The organism is Clostridium sp. AF19-22AC, from assembly GCF_003479085.1.
GTDB lineage: Bacteria > Bacillota > Clostridia > Lachnospirales > Lachnospiraceae > Faecalicatena_A > Faecalicatena_A orotica.
In genome coordinates this window covers 15,592-29,054 of sequence record NZ_QUGN01000016.1, presented here as the reverse complement: position 1 = coordinate 29,054, position 13,463 = coordinate 15,592, and the positions used below count along the sequence as shown (strand labels likewise).

Genomic DNA, 13,463 nt, shown 5'->3' with positions numbered 1-13,463 from the left:
GCCTTTTCTATGAAAAGCGGAATCCTTCCTATGTACATCTGCAACCCAGCCATCCTGCCTTTTTCAGTCAGGATCTGTGGCTTTGCGTCACTGCCTTACGACAATTTTGCCTTTTTAGTAATTCAAATATATCATCTGAAACGAACTGTGTCAATCTACTTTATTATCGCCACTGCCAGTGCGTATAAGACGATTCATTGGACAAAATAGAAAGATGTCCATTGATTTATTTTGAAAAACAGATAAAATGAGAGAAGGGAAGGAGATTTATATACATGAAAAAAAAATTTTACTCACTTTTATCCAAAATTTCTATTAAATACATATTACTTTTCCTATTCCTGCTCTATCTTTCCGGGCTCATTGTCCCTTATATTTCCCACAAAAAAGTAAATGAAGCCTTTCAGAGCGCCTTCCATAGCAGAGAATTTTACGGAACATCTGCCGGGACGGAAAGAACCGCATACCTTGACGACAACAGCGAAGCGCTCCTGTACCGGCTGCGGATGATCGAAGAGGCAGAGTCAGATATTATCCTTTCTACTTTTGATTTCAATTCTGACCAGTCTGGGAAGGATATCCTTGCGGCCCTTAACAATGCTGCCGGCCGCGGCGTTAATGTACGCATTATTGTAGACGGGATCAGCGGCTTTCTTGATCTAAGACATGACGAATGGTTTCAGACTGCTGCCGCCCATCCCAATATCCAGATACGCATTTACAATCCGGTAAACTTTTTAAAGCCCTGGAAACTTCAGGCAAGGCTTCATGATAAATATCTGGTCATTGACAAAAAAATGTATCTTCTGGGCGGCAGAAATACAACCAATCTCTTTTTAGGTGACTATTCCTCCTCCCGGAATATCGACCGGGAATTATTTGTCTATGAAACAGAAGAATCACCGGATTCTTCCCTTTATCAGCTTTTAGATTACTTTGAACATGTCTGGAATCTAGAAGACAGCAAGGCTTACACCTGTACACAAAGCGCGAAAAAGACCGGTGAATATAACGCCAAATTATGCACAAACTATGATACCTTACGCCAGAAATATCCGTCCGCATGGGAAAGCTGGGACTGGCTGCACCTCACTTTTGAGACAAACCGCATTTCTTTACTGTACAACCCGGCCGAAGCAGAAAATAAAGAACCCTGGATGTGGTATTCCTTGCATCAGCTAATGGCACAGGGGGACCAGGTTTCCATTTACACTCCTTATATTATCTGTGGAAAGGAAATGTACCAGGATCTGGAATCGCTTACACAAAATAAAACAAAGGTGGAAATCATCACCAACGATGTGGCTAAGGGAGCAAATCCCTGGGGCTGTACGGATTACTTAAACCAAAAAAAGCAGATCTGGAACACCGGAGTAAACGTTTATGAGTTTATGGGGAAACACTCCTGTCACACAAAAGCCGTCGTAATCGACGACCGCATGAGTATTGTCGGTTCCTATAATCTTGATATGCGCAGTACCTATCAGGATACAGAGTTAATGCTTGCGGTAGATTCCCCGAAACTGAACCAGATCATACGAAAGGAAATAGAAACGGATAAAACGTTTAGTAAAACAATGACTGGGGGTGGTTATGTCTATGGGGAAAATTATAAAACAAAAGAGATGACCACAGGGAAAAAGATATTTTATGCAATTCTTCGAATTGTTGTTATCCCTATCAGGAGATTTTTATAAGGACGCTGGTGTTCCAGCGTCCAAAAGGATCATGAAGCATAAAAAATTGTCGGGTCGGTATCTACTATATATGAAGTAACAAGAGGGGATAATAAATATTACTTCATTTATCTATCCCCATAGCTCTGCCTTAATTGATAGGATTATTTTAAAAAGGCAGGCATCCTGTGCCCTTTAAAATAATACTCTCTGTCGTGTTCATTCACCCCGCGCAGGACTTTACACGGGTTCCCTGCCGCCACTACACAGGAAGGGATATCTCTTGTAACTATACTGCCCGCTCCGATGACTGTATCATCCCCGATGGTGACTCCCGGAAGAATGACGGCTCCGGCCCCGATCCAGCAGTTTTTCCCTATTCGGACAGATGCATTGTACTGGTATCCTTCCCGGCGGAGTTCCGGCAGAATCGGATGTCCTGCCGTTGCAATGGTGACATTCGGCCCCAGCATCGTGCTGTCACCGATATAAATATGTGTATCATCTACAAGGGTTAGATTAAAGTTCGCATATATATTTTCCCCGAAATGTACATGGCGGCCCCCGAAATTTGCATGGAGAGGCGGTTCGATATAGCATCCCTCTCCGATCTCGGCAAACATCTCTTTCAGCATTCTGTCCCGCTTCACCATCTCGTCAGGCCGCGTCATATTGAAGTCATACAGGCGGTTCAGGCAGACTGTCTGTTCTTTTACAAGTTCCTCATCGCCGGGAAGATACAACTCCTCATTGTGCATTTTCTCGTAGATACTGTTAAGTTTTGTCTGATCTGTATTCTGATTTATTTCCATATTAATTTCCTTTTACTCCTTTCTAAATCCTTTCACTAACCAGCACAGGGGGCACCCGTTATAAATTGTGAAAGACTGGTTCCATCCTGCTGAATGTACAGTACTGCTCAAAACCAATCCTTTTTAGAATCTCTTTTGCCTCCTTGATATGATCCCCTAGTCTGTTCGTATCATGCGCGTCGGAACCTATCGTGATAATCCTGCCGCCAAGATCATGATAGAGTCTGAGAATCTTTTCGGAGGGTGTCAGGTCTTTCAGGCCATAGGCAAAACAGGACGTATTTACCTCGATTCCTTTTCCCCCGGAAATAGCCAGACGGAAAATCTTTTCCACAATGTCCAGAATCTTTTCATCTGGATATTCCCCTGCATCGTCATAACGCTTGATCATATCCAGATGGCCGAGCACCGAATAGTTCGTATATTGCTTCATAACCTCATAAATAGCTTCATAATACGCTTTCTGGTATGCCTCCTGTGTTTTTCCCTTCTGGTATTCATATGACCAGAACTCCTGATCATCGATCTGGTGGTTGCTCAGTATGACGAAGTCAAAATCATATTTTGCAAAATCCCGCTCGAAAAGAGAAACCGTATGTGTCTGAACACCAAACTCAATCCCCTTTTTAATCCGAAGTTTCCCCTGATACTTCTCCTGCATCTCTTTCAACAGGGGGAAGTAGTGCTCATAATCACAGTTCAAATCTGTTTTCACCCCGTAATCCACATGCTCCGTGAATGCGATTTCGTCCATCCCGTTCTCCAGAGCCTTCTGTATCATTTCCTCCATAGGGCAGTCCGAATCGTCACTGAAACTTGTGTGGACATGATAATCTGCTAACATAATATCCTCCTTTTTTCCTTGTTATCTGTCCGTGGGTTACGACATCTTTACTGTCAGATCTTTTACCCAGCGGTATTTTTTATAGTTTCTGTAAACTGCCGGCAATTTCACTATCTCATCCAGATTTACGATGAAATATACAGCCGTTACGGGCAGTTTCAGCCAGAAAGCCGCGATGAACCCGAGGGGCACTGTGATGCACCACATCGTAACCGTGTCGCACCAAAAACCAAACCTGGAATCTCCCCCCGCACAGAAGATACCGGCGATCGTTGTTCCATTTACAGACTTGCCTATCAGATAGTAGGAACACATAACAAGCATCGCCTGAAGATATCCTCCTGCCTGCTCACTGAGATTTGCAAAAGCAAGAATAACCGGGCTGGCGGCCAGCAGGATCACCCCTGAGACTGCCCCGCCTGCCACAGATAGTCTGCATAGCCGCCTTCCATATTCCTTCGCCTTTTCGAGGCGTCCGGCGCCGAGTTCATTGCCGACGATAATCCCTGCCCCGCTTCCCAGCCCCAGACAAAAGCAGGAAATCAGGTTTTTCGCGATATTAGCGATAGAGTTGGCCGCCACGGCATCTGACCCAAGATGTCCCATGATGACAGAATACATCGTAAAACCACAGCCCCACACGATTTCATTTCCCAGCACAGGAGTTGTATACTTCCAAAAATCCCGCCTCAGGATTTTATCCGGATGCAAAAGATAAGAAACTCTCGCCTTAATCCGGCCATCCTTCGCAGAATCCAGAATCACCCACACAAGTTCTGCCGCCCTGGCGGTCACCGTTGCAAGAGCCGCCCCTGCAATTTCCAGTCTGGGTGCATTCCACAATCCAAAGATAAGCACAGCATTCAGCACAATATTCAGTATGACCGCCGATGAACTTATGACAGAACTTTTTGCAGCATATCCACTGTTTTTCATAATGCAGAGATAAATCTGGGATACCCCGCACAGTATGTATGACGGACCGACAACCCGAAGGTATCCTGCACCTCCGGCAATGAGGGCCTCCTCCGAGGTGAAAATTCTCATCACCTGTTCCGGAAGAAAGACAGCGCCGGTAAAGAAGACCAATGATACAAGGAATGAAATCCTAAGAACCACCGCAAATATTTTCTCCACTGATTCTTTATCCCCTTTCCCCCAGTACTGTGCAGCCAGCATACTGGCGCCGATTGTCATTGCTGCCAGAAAGAGATTAAAAACAAACTGTACCTGCCCGGCAAGTGAAACCGCCGACAGATACCCCTGGTCCAGCATCCCCAGCATTATAGCGTCTGACGCGCTGACAAGAGCCAGCATAAACTGCTGAAAGGCGATGGGAAACACTAATGCAGCCAGTTTCTTCATAAATTGTTGATCCAGTGATTTATTCATAACAGCTCTCCGATTCTTTCTCTCTGATGTCAGTCCAAGCGGGATGTTAACGCATCCATTTCTTTATGACTCTCATAATTATATCTTGTATATGCTGGCATTATCTACTGATATATTGTATAATTCTATAACAATATCGTATGTTCAGGGGTACACAATGAAAGAAGTAGAATTAAGGGATGACCGTTCCGAAGATGTTCAGTATGATTTTACAGATTATTCCATATATATCCGGAAAGATTTTTTATCACAGTATGATTATGCGGCTGTAAGCCACTGGCACGATGACATTGAGCTGATTTATATCCTGTCAGGTGAGATGCAGTACCATATTAACGGTGAAATTGTAACGCTTGAACAGGGCAGCGGGGTATTTGTCAATTCCCGCCAGCTTCACTATGGATTCTCAGAGAACTGCACGGAGAGTGAGTTTATCTGTATCATTCTGCATCCGCTGATGCTCTGCTCTACCCCCGGCATGGAACAGAAGTACGTCATGCCGCTGATGTCAAACCTTGCATTTCCATTCCAGCTTCTTACAAAAGAGACCGCCTGGCAGAACCATATTTTAAACGCCATGCAGCAGATCTACGCCGCCAGAGAAGCACCGGCGCCTGAATTACAGATACAAAGCCTCTTCTTCCTTATTTGGAATGAACTTTATGTACATGCGCCGAAAGACCATGCCCCCTCTAAGCAGTCTCATCAGCTCTCTGTCCTGAAGGATATGGTCGGTTATATGCAGAAACATTATAAAGAAAAAATCACTCTTGACGATATCGCAGCCGCCGGAAATATATGCAAAAGCAAGTGCGGTTCCCTGTATCGCAGTTACTTCAACCAGACCCCGGTAGGCTATCTGACCGGTTACCGTCTGAAAAAGGGGGCGGACCTGCTTCGTAACACCGATATGTCCATCACTGAGATCAGCTATGAGGTCGGTTTCAGCGGCGCGAGCTACTTTACAGAAACATTTCGAAAGTATTACGGATGTTCACCGACCCGGTTTAGGGCGGTTTGATACATCAAGTATGCGGCCGGTGCTGAACGGTTACTTCACAGGATACTTGACGGCATTCTTACCGGCCTTAGACTCGACAGCCGCTGAAAGGTCAATTCCAAAGTGTTCACAGATACGGCAGAGATACCAGAATACATCCGCCACCTCTTCTTTCAGGTGTTCGAACTCTCCTTCATCCTCTCTTACGCTGTCCGCTTCATCCGAATGCAGCCACATGAATATCTCTGCCAGCTCTGATGCCTCTACCGTAAGGGCCATCACAAGGTCTTTTGCATTCTGGTCTTTCCGCCATCCTCTGGCATCTGAGAAATCCTGAATATATTTTTTCACTTCGCTTAGTGTCGTTATTTTATCTTCCATCTCTTGTCCTCTTTTCTTTTATTATTAAGAATATCACCAGTTCCTACTCATGACAAGGTTTCCGCTTACGATAGATCAGTTATAAAAAATTTACCACGTTTTCTTTTAGGTACCTTGACATTGTAGTGGTTTGGTGTTAACCTATAATCATTAGGTACCTTACTTAAATCTCCTCACTACTGTCTGACATGTACACTATTTAACCATTTACATATATGAAAGGAGACCTTATTATGAATACCTCAAATCCCCTCTCTGAACGTGACACTGCCGGCAAGAATGCCGGATGGACCGGGCTTTTCGGTAATCTTATTCTGACACTCGTAAAATTCGCCATCGGTTATTTCAGCAATAGTATTGCTGTCATCGCCGACGCCTTCAATAATCTGACAGACTGTATTTCCTCAGTGATAACTATATTCGGTTTTAGTATTGCAGGCAGGAAAGAAGACCGGGTACATCCTTACGGACATGGGCGTATCGAGTATATCTGTGGATTCACAATCTCGATTTTTATCCTTATCACCGCCGTCTCCGTAGGAAAAGACTCCATAAAGCGGCTCATCCATCCGGAGACAATCCATTTTTCCACAGCCATTATACTTATCCTGCTGATGAGCGTTCTGATAAAGCTCATTATGGCCTGGCTGGTAAACCGTACAAACAAGACGATTTCCTCCCCAGCCCTGAAAGCAGTCAGAAATGACAATCTGTCTGATGCTCTTGTGACTGCGGTAACACTGAGCGGAATCCTAATTGCTCCTTTCACCTCTTTTCCGGTCGATGCCCTGCTAGGGCTTCTCGTGTCCTTGTCCGTCCTCTGGTCAGGACTCACTTCGTTCGCTGAAAACTTTGCTTTACTACTCGGAAAAGGTGCGGACTCTGAGACGGAACAGAAGGTCCGGCAGATGCTCTTAGATTATCCGCTGATCAGAAGCGTTGAAACGATTGCGCTTCATGATTACGGCCCGGAAGAAAAGTTTGCCTTTATCAAGGTCACATTTCAAAGCTCCCCGCATACCCCGGAGGCTTCTGGGACGTTAGATCAGATCAAGCTGAGGCTGAGGTCAGAATTACATATAGAAGCCACACTCTACTGGGATCTGGCCGATAAAAAGGCTCTTAGAAAGGAACCTGCCATTTAGCAGGAGCTTTACTGCGTATTCCGGTAAAAAGCTGTCCATTCCTCCTGCGATAAACGCGGCGTATACCAAACTGCCCCATTACTGTCCGGCAGTGGTACCACCCTGTTTGAGACATACTGGAAGGCCCCGTTTACAAGTGGGCGGACCACAAGCTCACTGGTAAATGCACAACTTTGCATTTCCATCTGCCATACTGCATTCACTGTGAGTTTAAGCGTCCCGTCCTCTTGTTCTTCACATGCGGTCACTTCCGGCTCCGGTTCGTAGGGAGTTTCTGCGTCATGCATCCCCCGCGGCCTGTACAGGTATGTTTTGCTTTCCCGCTGATACATCGTTTTTTCCCTCAGAAGGGTGCTGTCTATTCCGATATATGTCTGGATCACTTCCTCCAATTCCTTTTCCGGAACCTCGTACTCTTCCCCTCCATATCCGTATTCGTATGGTACATAGTCTCCATATTTCAGCTTATACATCTCCTCATAGAGGTCATAGAAATCAAGCGCACCATAATCAGAGGCACTCCAGTCCGTAATCAGCAGATTGTTTCTCTCGTACCCGAGCGGCATGACATACTGCCGATTAAGTTCACGCAGGCTCCGGTCCAGCGGTTTTACCCTGATTGCCGTAATCCCCGGTGCCCCGTCATACCCGGGCATATGGTATTGTTCGATGAAGATGTATCCTTCCTTTGTATATTTCCACGTATGGGCCGTGAACCTTTCATAAAATTCCGCCGACGGAAGGCCGTCTTTCCAGAACAGAGAACTTCTCAAAACTTTCACTTCCCCATCCTTTGTTCTCAGGTCATACCGGACGAATCCACCATCATTCCCGATGATCAATATAGTGGCCTGATCCTCCTCTTTGTTCCCAACGCTCTTACAAAACGCTTCCGCCTGTCCCGGGTTCACCATATCAATCTGATTTCCCATATCTACAGCCGTGTACCCTTTATCTCCCAGACTGGCTATGATTTTTTCCTTTACCTCAAGCGAGCTAATATTATCCTCCTGATACGCCTGCTCATAAATTTCCCGGTAACCTTCCGCAATCTTCTCCGAATCCTTATGTATTGCCGCCTCGCTGTCCTGCTTATTTTCATCCGCTCTGTGAACATCTCCTGCCGGTTCGCTGTCCGCAGCCGCACAGCCCGTTATTCCCATGAGCAATACGATAATGAAAATGAATATCCTTCTAAGCCTCATCTTTTCTCCTTTTTCTTACATTTGTAATATTTTACCGTAAAAAATTTTATACTGTCGTTTATTAAATCTTACATCTGTAATACTATCAAGTCAAGAAGAAAGTGGATGAAGATCTGACGTAACTGTTCATGGTTCTGAACAGTTACGTCAGATCTTCATCCGGCTTATAGTAAAAGAGTGTACAGAAACGGCATCTGCTTATTTAAAATCACCTTCGGCGAAAAGCAGATGCCCTGAATATCTATAAGTTTATAGAACGCCTGAAAAGTATCCATGTGCAAATGAAATAACAAACCAACAATAATACAAGGATACCTGTGGTCATACCTATTTGCAGCATCAATACATGGAATCCGATATAAGCCGAAATTTCTGCGGATATCGTCTGAATAAAATAGACAATAACAATAGATGCCACAACTATCGCAACAACGATTGGAAGCCCAAACCAAACCCCTAACTGTTTTAACACGAGTTTTCCAATACTTTGATCCTCAACCCCTAATTTTCTAAGTACAGAAAACCGGTAGCTGTAATGCCCTGCATCAAAAAGCTGCTGCAGGGAAAGTACGGTAAGGCAAATGATAATCAAAACAATTGCACCATAAAGCATTGCAGCCTGTAAGACAAAGTTATTTGCTTTTGAACTATTGATTTGTAAAGTACTCAAACGTATCCCATAGCTGACACCCGTATCTGCTTCTTCTGGATAAATTGATGTAAAAGCTCTTTCCAACTTACGGGCATTATCATAAGAAATAGTTTCAGTTGTGGAAATATAACGGTTTTGCATAACTGGAAGTAAATTTTCACAAATGCTGTCCGGTAACACATAAAGCACATTCGTATAGGAGTTGTAAACAGTTTCTCCAATAAGTTCCTCATGATAAGGCTGTTCAGAAGAAAGCGTTAATGCTCCGGCATCCGTCATAATGCCCGTATGTTCACGAAGAAAACTTTCCCGTTCTTCCTCTGCTACAATGGATTTCCATTGTGTTGTATACTCATTGTCCTTTAGAGAAATAGTCTCATATCCCAGCATAGTCCGTATTAGATTGTAGTCGCTCAATGAGAGTGCCACAACAGGAAAATCATATTTTATCCGGTTATGAAAATCATTTTTGTCAGACAGATACAGGCTGAACGTACAATCATAGGCTGTCTTAATACCGTGTTCTGTAAGGAAATCTGTCACTATCTTATAATCATCACGCGGCAGGTTATCTTCCTCGTATACATTATTGTATCTGGAAGAAATCTGCACATCATACATAGAGCGTACTTCCAGATAACCGGAAGCCCATCCTGTCAGTATGGGTGCAGCGATAAAAAGAAAAATTGCAAGCACTAAGGTAATGCTGATTAGTGTCATAGTCTTACTGGTCGTGTTCAGCTTAGATATAACCTGCCCAAAAAAGAATAGGTTTTCGTTATGGTATTTATGATCCGGTGAATCTTCTTTCCAGGCAGTAATGAAGCTGCCTGCAAGATATATCAGGGAACAGATAAGAAAAAGTAAATCAACCAGAATAAACAGCATATACTGATTGATAGTACCAGCTCCCAGTGACAGGTAATATTTATTTGTCAATGAGGGGACTCCCGCAGCCATAAAAATATTTAGAACAGAAAATACCAGAAGCCCGGTAATAAGTGTCCGGACACTTGATTTTTTCCTCCTGAACAGCCACACGGCAAACCAAAGCAGGGCAGCAGCCGGAGCAAGAACATTTCCCCAAAACATGATCTGTACAGGAATAGCAAAGCGGCTGTCATAGTAAAAATGGACTTTCTGTATTCCTGTGACAAGCATCCAAACGACACATACTATATAGACTGTCACAATACCGGAGATCCAACGGCTATTATTCAATGAAGGTTCATTTTCTCTGTCAGCGGAAAGCATATCAATAACTTTGGTTTTCTGAATCGTATGGGTATTGGATATCCCTATAACAAGAATACTCAGGACAAAGAAGCAAACCGTAAGCATAACTGTGTCCGGGAACAAGGTCCATGATAATTCATAATTCCCGCCATAGGAAGTCATTAACATCGCCGTAATAAATTGAGAACAGAACAAACCGATAAAAATACCAGTCACAATAGAGATTATCCCCATAACAAGTGTTTCAGCAAAGAAAATTCTGCCTATGGTTTTCTGTTCCATTCCCATGACTGACTGTACCGCAAATTCTTTCTGCCTGCGCCTGAGCATATAGCTGTTGACAAATCGTATCAAAAACAGCAGAAACAATGTGATCACGCAGACAGCCACTTTCATACCGTCACTCAGCATCGTAAAATCATATTCACTTCCTATATCTGGCTTATAATAACTACTGGAAATAGAAAGGAATGAATAAAACAAGGTCACACATATCGTCATGGTCACGATATAGATTAAATAATCCTTTACAGACCGTTTTGCGTTCCTGAAAACAAGTTTAGCATACATGATTTTGTCCACCCCCAATCATGGTAAGGACATTTAGAATTTTATCAAAAAAGACACTTCTGCTGTCACCGCCTTTACGCAGTTCTGTGAAAATTTCCCCGTCCTTCAGAAATAAAATACGTTTTGCATAACTGGCTGTGAAAGCATCATGGGTTACCATTAAAATGGTAGCACCGAGCTGCTCATTAATACTTTCAATGGTGGACAGCAGCATCTGCGAAGAATGACTGTCTAATGCGCCGGTTGGCTCATCCGCTAATAGCAATTTCGGGTTATTGACGATTGCTCTTGCACAGGCACAGCGCTGTTTTTGACCGCCGGATACCTGGTACGGAAATTTATTCAAAATATCACTGATGTTTAATTTTTTGCAAATGTCTGCAATACGCGGCTCTATTTCTTTGGCGGGTACTTTGTTAATCGTCAGCGCTAAAGCGATATTTTCGGAAATCGTCAGTGTATCTAACAAATTAAATTCCTGAAATACAAACCCTAAATTTTCTCTTCGAAATCTCGCAATGGACTTTGGTTCTATCTCTGTTACATCTGTTCCCTCTAAGTAAATATGTCCTGCGCTAACGGTGTCAATGGTAGAAATACAGTTAAGCAGCGTTGTTTTGCCGGACCCGGAAGCTCCCATAATGCCGAGGAACTCGCCTTGTTCTACTGAAAAACTAATATCTTGAATGGCTTTTGTGATATTCCCCTCGCTGCCATAATATTTCTGGATATGTTCCAGTTTCAAAATTGTATTCATGTGTCCTTCCTCCATATAGCTTTCATGCTTTTATTATAAGTGCTGTGCATGGATATTTGTATCAGGTTTTCTTACACAGTTCTTACAGAAATGTAAGAAGTGCAGGACAAATCATCATCCCTGCACTCCCGAAACAAAATCATTAATATGAAAAGAAAGGACAATCGTTGTTCCTTTTCCCACTGAATTAGCTGCCAGCCCGATTCCTAATTTATCACACAGACGCTTACAAAGGTACAGTCCAATCCCCGTAGAGTTTTGAATCGTCCGCCCGTTTTGCCCGGTGAAGCCTTTTTCAAAAATACGGGGCAGGTCACTTTGAGGTATTCCTATCCCGTTATCTTCTATAAATAACAAAATCCTGTCGTCTTTCTTCGTTGTAAAAAAATGTAGTGTCAGCTGTTCTGTGCGGTATTTCACAGCATTACTTATAATCTGGTTCAAAATAAACCGTACCCATTTATCATCAGCATAGATATCGTTTTCCATATCATCTACCGTTATAGAAACATGATTTTGGCGGAGGAGATATTTATTATCTGCGATTGCACCATGTACGATATCACCAAGTCTGATTTCACGGATGGAGTAATCTTTTTCCGTATGTTCGCTGCGGGCATAGTAAAGAGCCTGTTCCGTAAAGCGATTGATATTTTCCAATTCGACTAACATATCCCTGGTAAAATCGGAACGGTTATTTTCACAAAGCAGCTTCATGGCTGTTATCGGTGTTTTTACTTCATGTATCCATTGCTCAATGTATTCTTTATATTCTTTCCGTTCCCTCCGGACCTCTCCTATCTTTTCCAACATGGATTTTTCAGCCAATTTCATGATCTTGTAAAAAACCTGTTCATCCGCTCTCTGAGGCTTTTCCATAATCTCTGGTATCAAATAGCGTTCTTCTAACTGCTCTGTCATATGGAGTAATTTTTCAAGATGTTTTTTCCGCATAACGTAACTTACCATCAAGCATGAAATAAAAACAGCCAGCCAAATAATGGCTATAAAAAGGATACTTTCTATATTGCTGCCACTGGCAAGCAGGAACAGGGAGAGCGCGAGTATACCTGAAAGATTGATTAGGATAAGCGCAAGTTGATCTTTTAAGTATTGCTTCCCGCTCATATAATATACCCCTGTCTATGCTTTGTTTTGATAAAATCTGTCAGGCCAATGGCTGACAGTTTATCACGAATGCGGGTAATATTGACGCTAAGAGCATTATCATCAACATATAACTGGTTGTCCCATAGAAAATCCACAATATCACTGCGGGAGCATATTTTTCCGGCGTTCTTAAAGAGATAATAGAGAATTTTTACTTCATTTTTGGTTAATTCGGCTCTTTGACCGTTGTACTCAATGAAACTGCTTTCCAAATGAAGAACTGCCCCATTCCATGAGAACAATTCTTTTTGTTCAGAAGTATATGCCCTTCTTAACAGTGCAGCTATTTTAGCAAGCAGTATGGCTGTATTGTATGGCTTTGTGATAAATGCATCCCCGCCCAGCATGATACTGTTTAGCTCGTCCATATCGGTATTGCTGCTTGTCACAAATACGATTGGCATATCTGAAAAGGCCCGGATCTGTGAGCATATCTCAAAACCGTTGTTTCCCGGCAGTTTTATATCTAAAAGCACTAAATGAGGGTCAAAAACTTTTACTTGCCCGACTGTATTTTCAAAATTCGTAACCGCTGAAACATCATAACCATTTCCGGTCAAGAGATTTTTTAGCTGGGCCTGTATTGTAAAATCATCCTCAATAATAAGTATTCTTTTCTTCAT

12 protein-coding genes and 1 riboswitch are annotated in these 13,463 nt (G+C 43.0%); of the genes, 3 read left to right on the top strand and 9 right to left on the bottom strand.

What is annotated here, in order from left to right; genetic code table 11:
• Nucleotides 1–36: 36 nt before the first annotated feature.
• Nucleotides 37–121: riboswitch (cyclic di-GMP riboswitch) on the bottom strand.
• Between the two features lie 154 nt (nt 122–275).
• Nucleotides 276–1,697: a phospholipase D-like domain-containing protein gene (locus DWX43_RS17440; RefSeq protein ID WP_118621236.1), complete on the top strand. Its 1,422-nt coding sequence runs from the start codon at nt 276–278 to the stop codon at nt 1,695–1,697.
• A 143-nt stretch (nt 1,698–1,840) separates the two neighbouring features.
• Here DWX43_RS17440 and DWX43_RS17435 read toward each other — a convergent pair whose 3' ends face one another.
• Genes DWX43_RS17435 through DWX43_RS17425 form a run of 3 tightly spaced genes read right to left on the bottom strand, consistent with a single transcriptional unit; the run spans nt 1,841 to nt 4,724 of the window.
• A complete protein-coding gene (locus tag DWX43_RS17435) occupies nt 1,841–2,488 on the bottom strand; it encodes a sugar O-acetyltransferase (protein ID WP_118621235.1) in 648 nt (215 codons plus the stop codon).
• 58 nt (nt 2,489–2,546) lie between these two features.
• Nucleotides 2,547–3,332, bottom strand: coding sequence for a histidinol-phosphatase HisJ family protein (locus tag DWX43_RS17430; protein ID WP_109729741.1), 786 nt, complete (start codon nt 3,330–3,332; stop codon nt 2,547–2,549).
• A 36-nt stretch (nt 3,333–3,368) separates the two neighbouring features.
• The gene (locus tag DWX43_RS17425) at nt 3,369–4,724 is read right to left on the bottom strand and encodes an MATE family efflux transporter (protein WP_118621234.1); all 1,356 of its coding nucleotides are present in this window, start codon (nt 4,722–4,724) and stop codon (nt 3,369–3,371) included.
• A gap of 157 nt (nt 4,725–4,881) precedes the next feature.
• On the opposite strand from DWX43_RS17425, the gene DWX43_RS17420 reads away from it, so the two are divergent.
• Nucleotides 4,882–5,745 (top strand): helix-turn-helix domain-containing protein, encoded by an 864-nt coding sequence (locus DWX43_RS17420; protein ID WP_182440751.1) that lies wholly within the window; start codon nt 4,882–4,884, stop codon nt 5,743–5,745.
• A gap of 30 nt (nt 5,746–5,775) precedes the next feature.
• Here the strand turns inward: DWX43_RS17420 and DWX43_RS17415 are convergent, their stop codons facing one another.
• The gene (locus tag DWX43_RS17415) at nt 5,776–6,105 is read right to left on the bottom strand and encodes a nucleotide pyrophosphohydrolase (RefSeq protein ID WP_109729744.1); all 330 of its coding nucleotides are present in this window, start codon (nt 6,103–6,105) and stop codon (nt 5,776–5,778) included.
• A 233-nt stretch (nt 6,106–6,338) separates the two neighbouring features.
• Here DWX43_RS17415 and DWX43_RS17410 point away from each other — a divergent pair, with 233 nt between their 5' ends.
• Nucleotides 6,339–7,250: a cation diffusion facilitator family transporter gene (locus DWX43_RS17410; protein ID WP_181368564.1), complete on the top strand. Its 912-nt coding sequence runs from the start codon at nt 6,339–6,341 to the stop codon at nt 7,248–7,250.
• Nucleotides 7,251–7,258: 8 nt separating this feature from the next.
• On the opposite strand, the gene DWX43_RS17405 is transcribed toward DWX43_RS17410, so the two are convergent.
• From DWX43_RS17405 to DWX43_RS17385, 5 genes are all read right to left on the bottom strand, one after another.
• Nucleotides 7,259–8,455, bottom strand: a complete 1,197-nt coding sequence (locus tag DWX43_RS17405) for a DUF6070 family protein (protein WP_243099374.1) — start codon at nt 8,453–8,455, stop codon at nt 7,259–7,261.
• A gap of 241 nt (nt 8,456–8,696) precedes the next feature.
• A complete protein-coding gene (locus DWX43_RS17400) occupies nt 8,697–10,913 on the bottom strand; it encodes an ABC transporter permease (RefSeq protein ID WP_118621232.1) in 2,217 nt (738 codons plus the stop codon).
• On the bottom strand, nt 10,903–11,670 hold the full coding sequence (locus DWX43_RS17395; protein ID WP_118621231.1) for an ABC transporter ATP-binding protein: 768 nt from the start codon (nt 11,668–11,670) through the stop codon (nt 10,903–10,905). The genes DWX43_RS17400 and DWX43_RS17395 overlap by 11 nt, the downstream gene beginning before the upstream one ends.
• 114 nt (nt 11,671–11,784) lie before the next feature.
• Nucleotides 11,785–12,798, bottom strand: a complete 1,014-nt coding sequence (locus tag DWX43_RS17390) for a sensor histidine kinase (RefSeq protein WP_118621230.1) — start codon at nt 12,796–12,798, stop codon at nt 11,785–11,787.
• Nucleotides 12,795–13,463 (bottom strand): response regulator transcription factor, encoded by a 669-nt coding sequence (locus tag DWX43_RS17385; RefSeq protein WP_118621229.1) that lies wholly within the window; start codon nt 13,461–13,463, stop codon nt 12,795–12,797. Before DWX43_RS17385 ends, DWX43_RS17390 begins: the two co-directional genes overlap by 4 nt.